22 protein-coding genes are annotated in these 17612 nt (G+C 41.6%); 10 read left to right on the forward strand and 12 right to left on the reverse strand.

Annotation, left to right across the window (positions count from 1 at the left end):
- Window positions 1-12 precede the first annotated feature (12 nt).
- The 8 genes from rpsK to dnaK all read left to right on the forward strand — a co-directional run bounded on the left by rpsK (window position 13) and on the right by dnaK (window position 6003).
- Window positions 13-402, forward strand: coding sequence for a 30S ribosomal protein S11 (gene rpsK, locus MgSA37_RS05125; RefSeq protein ID WP_096350154.1), 390 nt, complete (start codon window positions 13-15; stop codon window positions 400-402).
- Between the two features lie 68 nt (window positions 403-470).
- Window positions 471-1079, forward strand: a complete 609-nt coding sequence (gene rpsD, locus MgSA37_RS05130) for a 30S ribosomal protein S4 (RefSeq protein ID WP_096350155.1) — start codon at window positions 471-473, stop codon at window positions 1077-1079.
- A 177-nt stretch (window positions 1080-1256) separates the two neighbouring features.
- Window positions 1257-2249 carry a DNA-directed RNA polymerase subunit alpha gene (locus tag MgSA37_RS05135; RefSeq protein WP_096350156.1) on the forward strand — a complete coding sequence of 331 codons (993 nt, stop codon included), beginning with the start codon at window positions 1257-1259 and terminating at the stop codon, window positions 2247-2249.
- Window positions 2250-2435: 186 nt separating this feature from the next.
- A complete protein-coding gene (gene rplQ, locus MgSA37_RS05140; RefSeq protein ID WP_096350157.1) occupies window positions 2436-3020 on the forward strand; it encodes a 50S ribosomal protein L17 in 585 nt (194 codons plus the stop codon).
- Window positions 3021-3144: 124 nt separating this feature from the next.
- Window positions 3145-3423 carry a type II toxin-antitoxin system RelE/ParE family toxin gene (locus MgSA37_RS05145; RefSeq protein ID WP_096350158.1) on the forward strand — a complete coding sequence of 93 codons (279 nt, stop codon included), beginning with the start codon at window positions 3145-3147 and terminating at the stop codon, window positions 3421-3423.
- A 9-nt stretch (window positions 3424-3432) separates the two neighbouring features.
- A complete protein-coding gene (locus MgSA37_RS05150) occupies window positions 3433-3729 on the forward strand; it encodes a HigA family addiction module antitoxin (protein ID WP_197706091.1) in 297 nt (98 codons plus the stop codon).
- Window positions 3726-3848 carry a hypothetical protein gene (locus MgSA37_RS29365; protein WP_260146897.1) on the forward strand — a complete coding sequence of 41 codons (123 nt, stop codon included), beginning with the start codon at window positions 3726-3728 and terminating at the stop codon, window positions 3846-3848. Before MgSA37_RS05150 ends, MgSA37_RS29365 begins: the two co-directional genes overlap by 4 nt.
- Window positions 3849-4095: 247 nt before the next feature.
- Window positions 4096-6003 (forward strand): molecular chaperone DnaK, encoded by a 1908-nt coding sequence (gene dnaK / locus MgSA37_RS05155; protein ID WP_096350160.1) that lies wholly within the window; start codon window positions 4096-4098, stop codon window positions 6001-6003.
- A 133-nt stretch (window positions 6004-6136) separates the two neighbouring features.
- Here dnaK and MgSA37_RS05160 read toward each other — a convergent pair whose 3' ends face one another.
- The 4 genes from MgSA37_RS05160 to MgSA37_RS05175 all read right to left on the reverse strand — a co-directional run bounded on the left by MgSA37_RS05160 (window position 6137) and on the right by MgSA37_RS05175 (window position 9334).
- The gene (locus MgSA37_RS05160) at window positions 6137-6643 is read right to left on the reverse strand and encodes a hypothetical protein (RefSeq protein ID WP_096350161.1); all 507 of its coding nucleotides are present in this window, start codon (window positions 6641-6643) and stop codon (window positions 6137-6139) included.
- 21 nt (window positions 6644-6664) lie between these two features.
- Window positions 6665-6853 (reverse strand): type II toxin-antitoxin system HicB family antitoxin, encoded by a 189-nt coding sequence (locus MgSA37_RS05165; RefSeq protein WP_096350162.1) that lies wholly within the window; start codon window positions 6851-6853, stop codon window positions 6665-6667.
- Between the two features lie 354 nt (window positions 6854-7207).
- Window positions 7208-8110 (reverse strand): nucleotidyltransferase family protein, encoded by a 903-nt coding sequence (locus MgSA37_RS05170; protein ID WP_096350163.1) that lies wholly within the window; start codon window positions 8108-8110, stop codon window positions 7208-7210.
- 108 nt (window positions 8111-8218) lie between these two features.
- Window positions 8219-9334: a M42 family metallopeptidase gene (locus MgSA37_RS05175; protein ID WP_096350164.1), complete on the reverse strand. Its 1116-nt coding sequence runs from the start codon at window positions 9332-9334 to the stop codon at window positions 8219-8221.
- A 297-nt stretch (window positions 9335-9631) separates the two neighbouring features.
- On the opposite strand from MgSA37_RS05175, the gene MgSA37_RS05180 reads away from it, so the two are divergent.
- Window positions 9632-10543 (forward strand): hypothetical protein, encoded by a 912-nt coding sequence (locus MgSA37_RS05180; protein WP_096350165.1) that lies wholly within the window; start codon window positions 9632-9634, stop codon window positions 10541-10543.
- Here MgSA37_RS05180 and MgSA37_RS05185 read toward each other — a convergent pair.
- The 8 genes from MgSA37_RS05185 to MgSA37_RS05215 form a co-directional block, all read right to left on the reverse strand.
- The gene (locus tag MgSA37_RS05185; RefSeq protein WP_096350166.1) at window positions 10521-10946 is read right to left on the reverse strand and encodes a GNAT family N-acetyltransferase; all 426 of its coding nucleotides are present in this window, start codon (window positions 10944-10946) and stop codon (window positions 10521-10523) included. The genes MgSA37_RS05180 and MgSA37_RS05185 overlap by 23 nt on opposite strands.
- Before the next feature lie 137 nt (window positions 10947-11083).
- Window positions 11084-12625: an acyl-CoA carboxylase subunit beta gene (locus MgSA37_RS05190; RefSeq protein WP_096350167.1), complete on the reverse strand. Its 1542-nt coding sequence runs from the start codon at window positions 12623-12625 to the stop codon at window positions 11084-11086.
- 150 nt (window positions 12626-12775) lie between these two features.
- Window positions 12776-13954, reverse strand: a complete 1179-nt coding sequence (locus MgSA37_RS05195; RefSeq protein WP_096350168.1) for an MFS transporter — start codon at window positions 13952-13954, stop codon at window positions 12776-12778.
- 96 nt (window positions 13955-14050) lie between these two features.
- A complete protein-coding gene (locus MgSA37_RS05200; RefSeq protein ID WP_157750442.1) occupies window positions 14051-14227 on the reverse strand; it encodes a hypothetical protein in 177 nt (58 codons plus the stop codon).
- Between the two features lie 160 nt (window positions 14228-14387).
- A complete protein-coding gene (locus MgSA37_RS05205; protein ID WP_096350170.1) occupies window positions 14388-14756 on the reverse strand; it encodes a PIN domain-containing protein in 369 nt (122 codons plus the stop codon).
- Complete coding sequence (locus MgSA37_RS28100) at window positions 14743-14910, reverse strand: hypothetical protein (protein WP_157750443.1); 168 nt, start codon at window positions 14908-14910, stop codon at window positions 14743-14745. The genes MgSA37_RS05205 and MgSA37_RS28100 overlap by 14 nt, the downstream gene beginning before the upstream one ends.
- 82 nt (window positions 14911-14992) lie before the next feature.
- Window positions 14993-15697, reverse strand: coding sequence for a DsbA family oxidoreductase (locus MgSA37_RS05210; protein ID WP_096350171.1), 705 nt, complete (start codon window positions 15695-15697; stop codon window positions 14993-14995).
- Window positions 15698-16079: 382 nt separating this feature from the next.
- A complete protein-coding gene (locus tag MgSA37_RS05215) occupies window positions 16080-16958 on the reverse strand; it encodes an ankyrin repeat domain-containing protein (RefSeq protein ID WP_096350172.1) in 879 nt (292 codons plus the stop codon).
- Window positions 16959-17104: 146 nt separating this feature from the next.
- On the opposite strand from MgSA37_RS05215, the gene MgSA37_RS05220 reads away from it, so the two are divergent.
- Entirely contained in the window at window positions 17105-17602 is a 498-nt protein-coding gene (locus MgSA37_RS05220) for a DUF6932 family protein (RefSeq protein ID WP_157750444.1), read from the forward strand.
- The last annotated feature ends 10 nt before the right edge of the window (window positions 17603-17612 follow it).

The raw sequence follows: 17612 nt of genomic DNA on the forward strand, positions 1-17612 counted from the left end.
ATAATTAAAAAAATGGCTAAGACCAAAAAAGTTACCAAAAAGCGTATTGTAATTGTTGAGCCGGTTGGCGAAGCACACATCAACGCTACCTTTAACAACATCATTTTAACCCTAACCAACAAAAGCGGCCAGGCTATTTCATGGTCGTCTGCAGGTAAAATGGGTTTCAAAGGTTCAAAAAAGAACACACCTTATGCTGCCGGTCAGGCTGCTGCCGATTGCGGTAAAGTTGCTTATGACTTAGGTTTACGCAAGGTAGAAGTATTTGTAAAAGGTCCCGGCGCAGGCCGCGAATCGGCTATCCGTACACTGCAAACTGCAGGTATCGAGGTAACTACCATAAAGGACATCACCCCGCTTCCGCACAATGGTTGCCGTCCGTCAAAAAGAAGAAGAGTTTAATTAACAATTTTTTTTAAAGCTAAGATTCGGCAGCTGCGGGCTGCTTGATACTTTAAAAACCACAAACAATGGCTAGATATACAGGTCCAAAATCAAAAATTGCGCGCCGTTTCCGCGAACCGATCTTCGGTCCGGATAAAGCGCTGGAAAGAAAAAATTATCCACCGGGAATGCACGGTGTTTCCAAAAGAAGAGGGAAACAATCCGAGTATTCAACCCAGTTGATGGAAAAACAAAAAGTTAAATACACTTACGGTGTATTGGAACGTCAGTTCGAAAACTTATTTCACCGCGCTTCTGCAAGAGAAGGTATCACCGGCGAAAACTTGCTTAAATTATTAGAAGCCCGCTTGGATAATGCAGTTTACCGTTTAGGTATCGCCCCAACCCGTTCAGGTGCCCGCCAGTTAGTTGGCCACAAGCACATTACTGTAAACGGCGAGGTAGTAAACATTGCATCATATACTTTAAGAGCAGGTGATGTGATCGCGGTTCGCGAAAAATCAAAAACACTTGAAGCTATTACGCATTCAGTTGCCGGCAGAAAGATCAACAAACATAGCTGGCTTGAGTGGGATGCTGCCAATTTAACAGGCAAATTCCTCAACTATCCAAATCGCGATGAGATTCCTGAAAACATCAAGGAAAACCTGATCGTCGAGTTGTACTCAAAATAAGATTTGAGATTTTAGATATGAGATTTGAGACAGACATCAAAATCTCATATCTCATTTTAATAAAAAAAGAAAAAAGGGATTTCAGATACAGTTTATGATATAAGGAGATAAAAATCTCACTTCTCATATCTCACATCTCAAATCTATTATCAAGTAAACAATAAATAAAGGATATAAATGGCAATTTTAGCATTTCAAAAACCAGACAAGGTTATCATGCAGAAATCGACTGATTTTGAGGGTACGTTTGAGTTTCGTCCCTTAGAACCAGGCTTCGGTATAACCATTGGTAATGCTCTCCGTCGTATATTACTTTCATCACTTGAAGGTTTTGCGATCACTTCAGTTCGTTTTTCGGGAGTGATGCATGAGTTTTCAACCATAAAAGGAGTTGTTGAAGACGTTACCGAGATCATCCTTAACCTTAAACAGGTTAGGTTTAAAAAATCAGGGGAAACAGGTGAGAGCGAAAAGATATTTGTGATCATCAATAACCAGGATGCGTTTAAAGCCGGTGATATCACAAAGTTCTCAAACAACTTTACAGTTTTAAATCCTGATTTGGTTATCTGTAACATGGATTCGTCAGTAACGCTTGAAATTGAGCTTACTGTAAACAAGGGCCGTGGTTATGTACCCAGCGAAGAAAATAAAAATCCTGATGCCAATGTAGGTGTGATCGCTATCGATTCTATTTATACGCCCATCAAGAACGTAAAATATACCATCGAAAACTATCGTGTAGAACAAAAAACAGACTATGAAAAATTAGTACTTGATATTGCTACCGATGGCTCGATCCATCCTGAAGATGCGCTGAAAGAAGCTGCTAAGATCCTGATTCAGCACTTTATGCTGTTCAGCGATGAAAACATGATGCTTGAAGCACAGGCTAAGGAAGAAACCAAAGAAGTTGACGAAGAGATCCTGCACATGCGCAAGATTCTGAAAACCGAACTGGTTGATCTTGATCTTTCTGTTCGTGCACTAAACTGCCTTAAAGCTGCTGATATCCGCAGCCTGGCCGATTTGGTTTCATACGACGTAGCAGATATGCTTAAGTTCAGGAACTTTGGTAAAAAATCATTAACAGAAATTCAGGACCTGGTTAAATCAAAAGGCTTGTCATTCGGCATGAACCTTTCGAAATTTAAACTGGACGAAGAGTAATTTAGAGATTAGCGATTAGAGATAAGAGAATAGATTCTCAAAACTTTAATCGCTAATTTATTTTATAAGGGTTGGCAGATAGAAACTAATCTCTAATCACCAACCTCTGATCACTAACATAGGCATAATTCCGCGGGCTTGACAAATAGCCGCCCAACGGTATGCACGTGAAAACATAACAAAACAATGAGACACGGAAAAAAAGTTAACCACTTAGGCCGCACCAACAGTCACCGCAAAGCGATGCTTGGTAACATGGCTACCTCGCTTATCTTACATAAGCGCATCACTACTACATTAGCAAAAGCTAAAGCATTACGCATATATGTAGAGCCGATCATCACCAAATCAAAAAATGATACTACGCACTCACGCCGTACAGTATTCAGCTATTTACAGGATAAAGACGCTGTTACCATATTGTTCCGCGAAATTGCTGAAAAAGTAGCAACCCGCCCAGGCGGTTATACCCGGATCATTAAAATGGAAAACCGTTTAGGCGACAACGCCGAAATGGCCATGATTGAACTGGTAGATTACAACACCGTTTACGGTACTGATACTGCTAAAACAGAGAAAAAATCAACACGCCGCCGTGGTGGTGCTGCTAAAGCAAAAACTGCTGCACCTGCAACTAAAGAAGAAGCTGCACCGGTTGCCGAAGAAGTTGTTGAAGTTGCTCCTGCAGTTGAAGAAGCACCAGCTGCTGAAGCTCCTGAAGCGCCAACAGCATCTGCAGAGCACGAAGAAAACGCAGAAAAAGGCGAATAATTTTAAATCCAAATAAATCTAATTATTAAGGAACAGCCCCGCTCTCTTGAGTGGGGCTTCTTTGTTTTGGTAAAAATCGCTTTATTGTTTGACACGTGTTACGTAATGCGTTACATTTGTATTAATGATTGAAAGCATTCAGCACAAAGGTTTGAGGTTGTTATGGGAAAGAGACGACATATCTAAATTACCTGCTGTCCAAATCATGAAAATCAAGATGATTTTAACTTTACTTGATAGCGCAATAAGGGTAGAGGATATGAATTTTCCCGGTGCAGGTCTTCATCCGCTTAAAGGCGATTTGGCTGGATTTTGGTCAGTAAAAGTTAACGGGAATTACAGGATAATTTTCCGGTTTGAAAATGAAAATGCTTTTGATGTGGATTATATTGATTACCACTAAAAATACGATATGATAAAGAGAGGTATGGCGCCGGTACATCCCGGGGCAGTATTAAAAGGGCTTTACCTGGATAGCATGGAAATTTCTATCACAGAAGCAGCGATGAAATTAGGGGTTGCACGTAAAACGTTATCGCAATTGGTTAATGGCCATATGGGTGTAAGCGCCGAAATGGCGATACGTTTATCAAAGGCATTAAATACAACACCTCAGTTATGGATGAATATGCAGCAAGGCTATGATCTATGGGTTGCTGAAAAGAAATCCGATAGTATTCACGTTGTTCCTTTTGCGATAGCATCATGAGTAAAAGGCAGCACGTTCTCGTTGATGTTGAAATTGATGAGGATGTGTTTTATGTTGTTTCCTGCCAGATGTTTAAACGTTGCCGCGCCGCCTGTAAAACTATTTTTGAGGCCATGTAAGATTTAAGTGCGGTTATTGAAATATGCCTTGAGGTGCAAATCAAGAGTTACTCTTTTCTAATCACCAACCTCTAATCTCTAATTCCTGCCAACCTGTCACCACCAAACATCCCTAATCTGACTATTTATTACCTTTCGCCTTACACCTTTCGCCTTTCACCGCCAAAAAAACTGCCAAACCTATATTGGCACAAGCATTGATAAACATAGTAATAAAACAATCATTCAATCAAGAAAATATAATCATATGTCTAAAATAATTGGAATCGACTTAGGAACAACGAACTCCTGCGTAGCGGTAATGGAAGGTAACGAACCTGTAGTTATTGCTAACAGCGAGGGAAAACGTACTACGCCGTCTGTAGTGGCTTTTATTGACAACGGCGAGCGTAAAGTAGGTGATCCTGCAAAACGTCAGGCGATCACGAACCCTACAAAAACCATTTCGTCTATCAAACGCTTTATGGGTAACAACTTTAACGAAGTTACCAAAGAGGCTGCCCGCATGCCATATAAAGTGGTTAAAGGCGATAACAACACCCCGCGTGTTGAGATCGGCGACCGCAAATATACCCCGCAGGAAATTTCGGCCATGATCCTTCAGAAAATGAAGAAAACTGCTGAAGATTTCTTAGGTACTGAAGTTACCGAAGCGGTTATTACCGTGCCTGCTTACTTTAACGATGCACAACGCCAGGCTACTAAAGAGGCTGGTGAAATTGCCGGCTTAAAAGTTCGCCGTATTATTAACGAACCTACTGCTGCTGCCCTGGCTTATGGCCTGGATAAAGCACACAGGGATATGAAAATTGTTGTGTTTGACTGCGGTGGTGGTACACATGACGTATCGGTACTTGACCTTGGCGATGGCGTGTTCGAAGTAAAATCAACCGATGGTGATACCCACCTTGGCGGTGATGACTTTGACCAGGTAATTATCGACTGGATGGCTGACGAATTTAAAAGCGATGAAGGTGTTGACCTGCGTAAGGACCCAATGGCTTTGCAACGTTTAAAAGAAGCAGCTGAAAAAGCAAAGATCGAGTTATCAAGCTCAACCCAGACTGAAATCAACTTACCATACGTAACCGCTGCTGACGGCGTGCCAAAGCACTTAGTTAAAACATTAACCCGTGCTAAATTTGAGCAACTGGCCGACAGCCTGATCAAACGTACCATCGAACCTTGCAGAACTGCGTTGAAAAATGCTGGTTACAGCACTTCAGATATCGACGAGATCATCCTGGTAGGTGGTTCAACCCGTATCCCTGCTATACAGGATGCTGTTGAGAAATTCTTTGGTAAATCACCTTCAAAAGGCGTAAACCCTGACGAAGTTGTTGCCATCGGTGCAGCTATCCAGGGCGGTGTGTTAACCGGCGATGTAAAAGATGTGTTGTTACTGGATGTTACCCCGCTTTCATTAGGTATCGAAACTATGGGTGGTGTGATGACCAGGCTGATTGAAGCCAACACAACCATCCCTACCAAAAAGACTGAGACCTTCTCTACCGCGTCTGATAACCAGCCGGAAGTGCAGATCCACGTTTTACAGGGTGAGCGCCCAATGGCAGCAGGTAACCGTACCATTGGCCAGTTCAATTTGGCAGGTATCCCGCCGGCTCCCCGTGGTGTGCCACAGGTTGAAGTAACTTTTGATATTGATGCCAACGGTATCTTGCATGTATCTGCTAAAGATAAAGCTACCGGTAAAGAGCAAAAGATCCGTATCGAAGCATCTTCAGGTTTAACTGATGCCGAAATTAAGAGGATGAAGGACGAAGCTGAAGCAAATGCTGATGCTGACAAAAAGGCAAAAGAAGAAGTTGAAAAACTGAATGCTGCCGATGCCCTGATCTTCTCGACAGAAAAACAACTGAAGGAATATGGTGACAAAATTTCAGCTGACAAAAAAGCCCCTATTGAAGAAGGCCTGACCAAACTGAAAGAAGCCTATGCTTCGAAAAACTTCGACGCGATTGAAACCGCACAGACCGAATTAAGCAACGCGTGGAACGCTGCATCTGAAGAGATGTACAAAGCCTCTGCCGATGGTGCACAAGGCGCACAGCCGGGCCCTGATGCAGGCGCAGGCCATGCAGGTCATGCCGAAGGCGACACCGTTACCGATGTTGACTTTGAAGAAGTAAAATAATACCTTTTCCTCTAAAAAGGTTTAAATAGAAGAACCCCGGTTATTAGCTTAGCCGGGGTTCTTTGTTTGTAGAGTTTTTAAGACTTAAGAAAAATAGTTAATTAATATACTAGTGCATTTTTAACCGAGATGTTCAGCTATTGTCATTACCAATCCAAATTGAAGTTATATACCCCATTTTATTGATGGCAAATGAAATGTACGCATCCGTGATTGTTTTATGGTTAGTGATATAAATCACAAGATTGTCGCCTTTTGATGCGCTTTTATACGATTGAGGAAAATATCTTTTGAATTTATCTATTTGATCACCAACGCTAAAAGTTGCTCCGGCAAGTAAAATAAAATAGGACGGGTTTGTAATTGTAGCTGATTCGAAACGCTGTTTAATAAAATAAACTTTAAGTCCGTTAAATTTATAAGTATAGACGGGCTCTCCTGAAATTTCGTCTTTACCTTTTATTCCTTTTATGTCACCCAGTGTCTTTTTTAACTCATATTGGGACCCCAGAGAATAAATATTCTTATTACGGTTTGAAATTTTGATTTTCGAGTTTTCGATGGAATCTTCTAATTGTTGGGGTTGCTTAAGACTGCCTGTAAGTATGCAAGCAAGTGAAACGGTCAATAAAAATTTCATAAGGATAAGGTCTAATAGTAGCTACATTAGGGGCAACTGAATAGCGTGCTCCGTTAAGCTCTCAATATACAATTCAATGGCTTCTCTGGCATTCGCTTTTGCCTCTTCCAAATCAGATCCGTATGTGATACAACCGGGTAATGCCGGCACATTAACGGTAAAGCCGCCCTCTGGTTCGGGTTTAAGGAGTATTTTGTATGATAATGACACGGTTAAAGTTAGTTATAGTTCGGTAAAAATCAATTTTCAATTATAAAAACAAAGCACGGTTATCAGATTAAACAGGGTTTGTTTGCGCAGTAGCAAATAGTAGCAAGGTAAATGATGAAAGTGTTCGTTTGTTTAAGGGAAGTAGTGTCTGAACCAGGATATGTGGAATTATAGAATTAACACAAATCCATAAATTCCTTAATTCGATGAATTCGAGTTCAGACAAAAAAGTGTTCGTTCATTTTTAGATGAAACAGCTGATGAAACAAACGGACGGATTTTCTTTATCAAAATACCCCAAACAAAAAATCCCGCCGTATCGGCAGGATTTTAATATTTTGAACAGCTAACCAATTACGGCCACAAATTCTCAGGATAAGCGCCGCTGGCTACCAGATCCGAGATGCTTTTTTGTACGATGGGTTTATCTTCTTTATAAGTAACGCCAAACCATTTGGCATCGGTTGGGATCACTTTAAATGAAGCCTCGCCGCTTTTGATCAGTTCATCACCAATTAATGGGATAAAGAACTCGGCTTTAGGGTCATTCTCGTTGGCTTCTACAAAAGCCTTAAACAATGGCTCCGTTTTAGCAAAAACTGCGGGTGTAAAACCCCAGAAATTCATAGATACCGGCGTGTTGGATGGCAACGGGATCTCTACGCCATTTTCTTCATATACTACGCTTCCGTCTTTTGCAAAATACACTTTCAGGCGCTCATTAATGGCAACCATATTACCGTTTTCGTCTACCTGGCAAACACCGCGGGATACGGTGCCGTAGTCAGATAACGTTTTATCCACCTGGTACCCGATGATAGAAAATTTATCATCAGCCACTTCCGTAGTTAAAAATTGGGCCATTTTATTAAATGCGTCAAAGCCGTAAAAGTCATCCGCATTAATCACACAAAAAGGCTCATGCACCTGGTTACGTGCCGAAAGCACCGCATGGGCAGTTCCCCATGGTTTTGCGCGTTCAATAGTTTTATCAATGCCGAAGGGTTTCAGGTCATAGCTTTGAAAAATATAATCAGTTTCAACACGACCTTTTAGTTTCGGCTCAAAAATCGCTTTAAATGGCTCTGCAAACTCTTCGCGGATGATGAAACTCACTTTCCCAAAGCCGGCTTTAATGGCATCATAAATGGAGTAGTCAATAATAGTTTCACCATGAGGGCCAAAGCCATCAACTTGTTTCATGCTTCCGTAACGGCTCGCCATTCCTGCAGCTAATATTACTAATGTAGGTTTCATATACTTTATAAGGGTAGATTTATTAAATGTAAAGATGACATTTTATTTCGAAATATTATTAAAATGATTAATATTTTTTACGAAAAAAGGTTGGTCTTTGTTGGATTATTATTTGATATATCTGAAATCCTGGCCCGCTTTTAAGTTTAACAATGTTTCATAAATCAACCGGATCACATTATCCACATCCTCTTTATGGATCATTTCAACCGTTGTATGCATATAGCGCAAAGGCAAAGAGATCAATGCCGACGGAACGCCGTCGTTTGAGTATGCAAATGCATCGGTATCTGTCCCGGTTGAGCGGGATGAGGCCTGGCGCTGGAACGGGATTTGAGCCTTTTCTGCTGATTCGATCAACAGCTTGTTCAGGTTGTTTTGTACCGCAGGGGCGTAAGATATTACCGGTCCTTTTCCACAAGCCAAATCGCCCTGTGTAATCTTGCTGATCATCGGGGTTTGCGTATCGTGCGTAACATCAGTTACAATGGCAACGTTAGGTTTGATATGATGTGCAATCATTTCTGCCCCGCGTAAACCTATTTCTTCCTGTACGGCGTTTACAATATACAGCCCGAATGGAAGCGTAATATTGTTTTCTTTTAACATACGGGCCACTTCAGCAATCATAAAACCACCTGCACGGTTATCCAGTGCACGGCCTACGTAGTAACGGTCGTTAAGTACTGTAAACTCATCCTCATATGTGATCACGCAGCCTACATGTACGCCCAATTTTTCAACTTCTTCTTTGGTTGTACAGCCGCAATCCAAAAAGATGTTTTTCAAAGTAGGGGCTTCTTCCTTTTCACCTGCACCGCGGGTATGGATTGCCGGCCAGCCGAAAACAGCCTTCACTATTCCTTTGTCGGTATGGATATTTACGCGTTTTGAAGGCGCGATCTGGTGATCTGATCCGCCGTTACGGATCACATAGATCAATCCATCGCTGGTGATGTAGTTTACAAACCACGAGATCTCATCTGCATGGGCCTCAATTACTACCTTGTATGCTGCATCCTTATTAATTATCCCTACCGCGGTGCCATAATTGTCAACATAATGGCTGTCGATATAGGGTTTGATATACTCCAGCCACATTTCCTGGCCTTTCCATTCAAAGCCGGTAGGCGAGGGGTTATTGATATATTTTTCGAAGAACGAAAGAGATTTTTTATTTACAACTGCTATATGCTCAGGAGCATCAGATTTTTTTTTAGCCATAACTATTATTCATCACCACTATGAGGTGGCTGCGGCAAATATAGTTAAAAAGAGGTTAGGGGTTAATTATTGGGAGTTAGATTTTTATAAGCTTTCAGAGGAAATTGAAACCATTATTTAATATTAAATACAGTATGATATAGCTTTTTCTTAACACTCAGTTTATTTTGTACCCGTTTCTTTGCGCCAGTTAATAATAATAGGATCAGTTTAGTTAGTTAAAGCCGGTTTGCGCAATGCAGACCGGCTTTTTTCATAATGCTTTCATAATATTATTGTATTTTGGGTGTGTTAATCATGAAGACGAAAATATTAAAGATCACTGCTCTTATTTTACTTGGCTTCTTATCTGCCTGCGAACCCACCCGCTTTGTATCCGTACCGGTTGAGTACTCGGCCCGCACTTTATTCCGGCCCGATTCAACTTCTATTCTGCTGATCAATCAATTCGATTTAAGCCAGCAAACAAGATATAATAAACGGCAGCTCTCAGTCATAAAATCCGGTATAACAACCTCTGTTAAATATGCACAGGCACAGTTGGTACAACTGTCAAATGTAAAAGTGATTAACCTGATTGATACCATGGGTTTTGTTATCAATAAAGATTCGGTAAACTACCTGGCATTAAAATACCATGCAGATTTTGTGCTGGCTCTTCAAGCCTTTAGCGCCGGTATTGATTTAGGCGCGATTGATAATTCTACACTATCATATAACAGTAATGTTGAAGTGCACTATAAGCTTTTTGCTAACGGGGGCGTGATTTACAAAGCATTAGACGGCTCAATAAACCAGGCGCTTACCGATTTGCCAAACATGGGCTTTTTCGGCAACCTCATCATGACACCCGGCATTGGCGGCAACCGCAAATCAATTGTCTCCCTGGCTGAACAGGCTACCAAAATGGCTCTGCAGGATTATTTGCCCTACACCATTACCCACAACCGGCCGCTTTATAATGATGACTGGCTGCAGCCTGCCATACAACAAATTTATGCGGGTAATTTTGAGAAGGCGGATACTTTGCTAAAGCCGTTTTTAAAGGATGCCAACGTGAAAACGGTTAGCAAAGCTGCTTATATGCTGGCTATAGTGTATGAGTCGGAAGGGGATGTAAACCTGGCGATAGACCTGGCGCAGCAATCGTACGATAAATTTAATAATGTGTACGCCGAAGCAATTCTTAATGATCTGAAGACGGAGTGAGCGTTTTCTCCATGATCTCGTAATTAAAACCATTTTTTGAATATTTTTCGCCGGTTAATACAAAGCCATCCTTCAGGTAAAACCCTGTGGCTGTATCCCTGGCGTTGCACCAGATCCGGGTGCCGCCATTCTTTTGGGCATGGTCGGTAATGTAATTCAGTAAACTGCGCCCGATGCCTTTATGCTGAAATTCCGGGTCAACCGCCAGCTTGCGGAACTGAAAATCGGTGCCTGTTTGAAACAGCGAAACCACCCCGGCAAGCTTTACATCATTAAACGCCCCGAAATGCATGCCGTAGGTATCCTCATCCATCTCCATTTCAAATAATTTCATGGAAGGGTACAGCACATCCCGGCGTAAATGCCAGGTAAGTTCGGGAGTTATTTGTTCGATAGAAATCATTTTATTAGCAGGTGAAAGGAAAAAGGCGAAAGGTAAAAGGTTTTATACCTCTAACTTTGCCACCCTTCAATATTACAACATATCTCTTCATCAATTAAAAATAAAGCTTTCGCCTTTACCCTTTTTACTTTCGCCTCCTACAAAGGGATATTTCCATGCTTTTTCCGTGGGTTATTCACCACTTTGTTTTCAAGCATTTTAAAGGCATGGATCAGCTTTATTCTTGTCTCTGATGGTTCTATCACTTCGTCAATAAAACCGCGTTCAGCAGCCCTGTAAGGGTTGGCAAAGATCTCCGAATATTGCAGTTCCATTTCTTTCCACTTGGCTTCTTTATCCTCAGCTGCGTTTATCTCCCGTTTAAATATAATTTCGGCAGCCCCTTTGGCGCCCATCACGGCAATCTCTGCTGTTGGCCAGGCATAATTCATATCCGCGCCGATATGTTTGGAGTTCATTACATCGTACGCGCCGCCATAAGCCTTGCGGGTAATAACTGTAATGCGCGGAACCGTCGCTTCGCAAAAAGCATACAGCAGTTTGGCGCCGTTGGTAATAATGGCGTTCCATTCCTGGTCGGTGCCGGGTAAAAAGCCGGGCACATCTTCAAAAACCAGCAAAGGAATATTAAAGCTGTCGCAAAAACGCACAAACCTGGCGCCCTTGGTGGAGGAGTGAATGTCCAGCACCCCTGCCAAAAAAGCAGGCTGGTTAGCCACAATACCAATGCTTCTGCCTGCCAGGCGGGCAAAACCAACTACTATATTTTCGGCAAAATCTTTATGTACTTCTAAAAACGACCCGCTGTCTATCACCTGTTCTATCACCTCGCGGATATCATAAGGCTGCGAAGCATTCTCGGGCATTATCGTATCCAATGCGGCCCGCAATTCGTTTTTTACTTCGTAGGGTAAGGCAGGCGCCTTATCTTCACAATTCTGCGGCATATAGCTCAAAAGCTTCTTCACATGCTGTATTGCCTCAATCTCATTGGCACAGGCAAAATGCGTAACGCCTGATTTGGTGGCATGGGTGGTTGCCCCGCCAAGCTCTTCAGATGTTACCTCCTCGTGTGTAACCGTTTTTACCACATTGGGCCCGGTTACAAACATGTAACTGGTATTTTCAACCATTAAAATAAAATCGGTAATGGCGGGCGAATAAACTGCCCCGCCGGCACAGGGGCCCATAATGGCTGATATTTGCGGTACCACGCCTGATGCCATGGTGTTTTTATAAAAGATATCGGCATAGCCGCCAAGGGATACCACGCCTTCCTGGATGCGCGCGCCGCCTGAATCATTTAATCCAACCACTGGCGCGCCGTTCTTCATGGCGAGGTCCATTATCTTGCAGATCTTTTCGGCATGGGTTTCAGATAACGAACCGCCAAAAACTGTAAAATCCTGCGAAAAAACATAAACCAGCCTGCCGTTAACCGCGCCATAGCCTGTTACCACGCCATCGCCCGGATATTTCTCTTTTTCCATGCCGAAATCCGTCGACCGGTGTGATACCAGCATCCCGATCTCCTGGAACGAGCCTTCATCCATCAAAAAATGTAAACGTTCGCGTGCGGTAAGCTTGCCTTTTTTATGCTGGCTTTCGATACGCGCCTTACCGCCCCCTAATTGTGCTTCTTCCCGTTTTTGTTTAAGTAGCTTTATCTTATTATCCACAGTTTTGGTTTATGTATGCAAGATGGTAAAAATAGGTGAAAGCTGAAAGGTAAAAGCTAAAAGGTAAATGGAAAAGTCAGAAAGACCGGCAGCCAGAAAGATGAATTAACGGCGACGGGGCGTCAGCGAAATCAGTTCAGGCATTAAAAATCAGCTGTCCAGTTTTGCCCGGGTAGATAGGATCACCACCAAAGCGCCCATCAACCCAACAAATAAAAACGATGCCCTTAAGGTAGCCAAACCGGCAATAAAACCAATTACAGGCGGCCCCACCAAAAAGCCAACAAAGCCAATAGTGGATACTGCTGCCAGCGCTACACCCGGCGACATGGTTTTTGATTTACCCGCAGCACTGTAAACCATAGGGACTACTGACGAAACACCCGCACCTACCAGCATAAAGCCTGCCATGGCGGTATAAACATGCGGGAAAATAACCGCGATGAGCAAACCTGTTACAGTTAACGAGCCGCTAACCTGTAATGTTCGTCTCAAGCCGAAACGATGTGAAAAATAATCGGCGATGAAACGGCCACCGGCCATTGTGAACATAAATGCTGCAAACCCATAACCTTCGATCGCGCTTGGTGCCGATAAAACGTTTTTAAAGTAGATCACACTCCAGTCGAACATGGCTCCTTCGCAGATCATGGAACAAAAAGCAATGCTGCCAAGTGGTAATAAAGGGATCATTAGCCTTAATTTTTCACGGATTGACAACGTATTCACCGGTGCGTTTTTTGCTTCCAGATGATCGTCGTATAAATATTTGGATGCAATTACAATTGTAATAAGCACAATCACCAGGATAATTATAAAATGGTGAAACGGGTCGATTCTTTTACCGATCATAAAAGCACCGATCATACCACCCATGAAACCAGCTCCGCTCCATAAGCCATGAAAGGATGCCATAATTGGCTTGTCATGCAATTTTTCTGTAGCTACTGCTTGTGTATTTACCGAAATGTTTACTGTGTTACCTGCAAATCCGTACAAAGCCAGACAGACCACCAATTGAATGGTGTTTTGTGCAAGCCCCAGCCCTATGAGCACCAGGCCGTAACCCGTTATTGCTGTTAATAATACACGTTTGCTACCAACTTTAGAAATGATCCAGCCTGAAAATGGCAATGAAAGGCTTAATCCTACAGGCAGGGAAAATAATACCAGGCCGAACGTACTGTATGATAGCCCAAGCTTATGCTGTACGGTACCAATACGCGATGCCCAGCTGGCAAAGCACAAACCCGCCATAAAAAACATCGCTCCAACGGCTATGCGGAGCACTGTTTTATGTATGGTTATGGGTTTCAATACGGTATCCATTTATTTCCCCTTTCTACTTAGTGTATTTATTACACTAAGCTAAGTTTACACAAAAATAGGGATTTTTGTTTTAAAATGCAACAGTGCAAAAGTAAGTCATTTAGTGAAGTTCCAGTCAGTAATATTTTCATCCGCGAAGAAATCCGGAATTACCATTTGATCGTCGCAGTTAGCAGCCATTTCTTTAAGAGCTTTAGCCCGGCCCTGGCGTTTTATGTCCTCAATGGTACTTAAAATGATTTGGCTGTCGTTTAATTCTATCTTAAGCCTCACTTTCAGCAAAGGCCTCTTTTAAGAGGTTTTCGGGGAAAATTACACCCCTTAATTTCCCCGTTTTTGTTAGCCTCGTTTTCATAATTCATGATCGGGAGTTTTCGATATAAATAACTAATCAATAGTTGGTTTTATAATAGCCAAGAATAGTTTTCGAGTTTTAAAAACTCAGGATAATACAGTCCAGTTCTTTAATGTTGACAAAGCCTTTATCAGCTGTAATAAGTGGTAATTTTAATAATTGTGACGATGCGGCTATTATAGCATCCGGAAGTTTAATATTATTGTTTCTTTTTAGTGTGATTGCTAAATCACTAAGTTTTTGAGAATGGTTTATTTTATAACAAGTATCCAACATTTCTCTTATCATGGAATCCTCGCGCCTGGTAAGTCCTTTTTTACTTAAAAGTTCAATTTCAGTAATATAAGAAAACGCCCAGTCGTGAGATAGAAATGGAGATATTATTGGATTTTGATCAAGTAGATAAATAAAACAGTTGGTATCTGCAAGATATTTAATTCCATTCATCCCTCAGTTTTTTCTGATATTCAAGGCCGTCACCAAACACGCCTTTAAGTTTTCCATAAAAGCTGCTTAGCTTTTTCTTTTTAGATTTTTGCATCTTTTTGAGCGCCTCATCTAATTCTTCGGGCTTCGTATCTTTATTTGTTGTAATTACCATATCAATTTACTTATTAAGCTCATAACAAAAATAATAAAAATTTATGGCTATCACTTATAGCAAATATCCCAAAGGTATTTCCTTAACAATCCCCATCCGGCCCGCAGCTTTCGCCTTCAATAATTTCCAGCTTTGGTTTGGGGTTTTCCTGTTGCCATTCGGTATAAGCTTTTTGCAGGGTTTGCTCAAATACCGGCACCGCCTGCGCGCCTGATACGCCGTATTTATTGTTCATCACAAAAAAAGGTACACCCTGTATGCCTAATTGCTGTGCTTCGGCTATATCGCGCTTAACCTCATCAGCAAAGGCGTTACTTTCAAGCGTTTTCCTTACTTCAGTTGCGTCCAGGCCTATCGCCGTGCCTAATTCAACCAAGGTATCCAGGTCGTCGATGTTTTTGCCATCGGTAAAATAGGCTCTAAACAACTGCTCTTCAGCCTCAATACCTTTGCCCTGCTTTTTGGCCAGGTGGCTGTACCTGTGTGCATTAAAGCTATTGGCGACCACCGATCTATCAAAATTATAGGTGAGCCCCACTTCGGCAGCCATTTGGGTAACATGGTTGTTTAATTGTTTGGCATGATCGAGGGTAAACCCTTTTACTTCGGCCAGGTATTGGTCTATGCTGATAGCAGGATTGGTAACCATGTTGGGGTTCAACTGGAAGCTTTTCCATTCCACTTCAATATCCTCCTGCTGCGCAAAACCTGCTAGCGCCTGCTCAAAGCGCCTTTTGCCAATATAACAAAAAGGGCACATCACATCCGACCATATTTCAACTTTCATAAATTCATTTTTAATAATGCAAAGTTAATTCGCCGCCCTAATATTGTAGTAAGCGTAAAGTAAAAATATGCGTTGCAACTTGTTTTGGCTGGTTGTAAGAAGTTGTAATGAGTTGAAAGGAGTGTTTGTTCGTTTTTGGATGAAACGGTGGATGAAACAAACGGACGGGGATATCCCAACAATAAGATAATCAATTTTGTCATTTCTCTCCGCCCAAAGGCGGAGAGAAATCTTATACACTTGGCATTACCGCCTGCATAGTCCGGATGTAAAACGTATAAGATTTCTCCCTACGGTCGAAATGACATATCGGAGGATTGGATGGGAAGATGTCCGTCCGTTTTTTGGTGAAATAAAAAATAAACAATCGGACGGTAATCACTTAGTATTTTTCCAGGTAATCTTTCGGGTATTGGTCAAGGTAATTTTCAGGGATTGGCGCTTTCCAGTAATCCATGCCATTTTTTTTCAGGTAATCAACAATCTGCATTTTCTTTTTGTATTCGTCTGATCCTAAAGGAAAACGCCAGGTTCTTAATGCATCGGTTATCAGAAAATCTTTGCCGCGAATGTTTTTCAGTACCGGCCGCCTGATATCCGCGCCTTTTTCGATCAAATAAAGCACAATATCCGGATTCTCTGCAAAAAACACTGCGGAGCCCAGCGGGTTCATATTATATTCGTTGTTGTAATTTACGTTGGCACCTGCCTCAACCAATAATTTCACATAGGCCAAATTTCCACTGGCACTGCTGCAAGCTCGTAACAAAGGGGTGTATCTTGTATTGTTTCCTTTCCTCCGTTTACCTTTTTCTTCGGCGTTAGGGTCACCCCCATGCACTAACAATAATCTTAAATACCGTATATCGCCCCCATATTTATCAGGGCCAATCCAATCGATTCTTGCAGCTTCCATAAACGGAGAAGAACCATCATAAGTATCCTGGATATTCGGATCAGCGCCTTGGTTAATAAGTGTTTTAACTGACTTGAATTTCAAAGTCCTAACCGCCATTTTTAGCAATGTCTGGCCAAACTTTGGCTCTCTCGATTCCAGCAGCTCTTTATTTTTTGTGACGATGCTAACGATTTTGCCGGTATCTTCATCCTCTACTGCTTTTGCCAAAGTCCATGATTGGGTGCCCTGGAACAGCTTGAAATCATACCCATTCATGTTAGTTTTATCAACAATGGTATCCCTGCTGGTACAACTAAACAACGTAAATGCCAATCCAATAAAGCCTGAGATCATTTTTTTCATTTAGGTTTTAAACACTAAAGATAGGATTTTGACTGACATAGAAAGTGTCCGTCCGTTTTTTGGTGAGACAGAAAATAAACAAACGGACGCTTTTTCCTTTGTTTTGTTTAAATCGACACAATTATCAAGATATTAAATGTGGATATTTGAACCTTATACTAACTATGCTGGAATTTAATTTAAAGGGCTTTCTTGTTCCGGATCAAAATATCCGATCTTCTATTGAAGAGTTTGAGACTGTTTTTGTGAATTCTATTCAATCGGCAAAGCGAAAAGAACTATTTAACAATTACATTTCGTATTCGACGGCGCTTAAGCAATTGTGCAACGGAGTTGATTTTAAGCAATGGATTGACGGATCGTATGTAACCAAAAAAATGGAGCCAAATGATATTGACCTGGTTACGTTTTTAGATTTTTCCATTGTGGAATCTTTAGGAGATAATTTGGACAATTATAAATACCCGGCATCACAGAACCTCTTTGGTGTTGATGCCTACATTGTCAAAATTTATCCTCCAGGTCATAAATGTCATCTTTTATATCAATCTGATATGGCTTATTGGATCAATCACTTCAATCAAACACGGAGAAATAGAATTGGAAAAAAACAGCCCAAAGGATTTTTGGAAATTATTACCTAAATTTGATTAG

Origin of the sequence: Mucilaginibacter gotjawali, from assembly GCF_002355435.1 — a bacterium.
In the GTDB taxonomy this organism is placed as follows: domain Bacteria; phylum Bacteroidota; class Bacteroidia; order Sphingobacteriales; family Sphingobacteriaceae; genus Mucilaginibacter; species Mucilaginibacter gotjawali.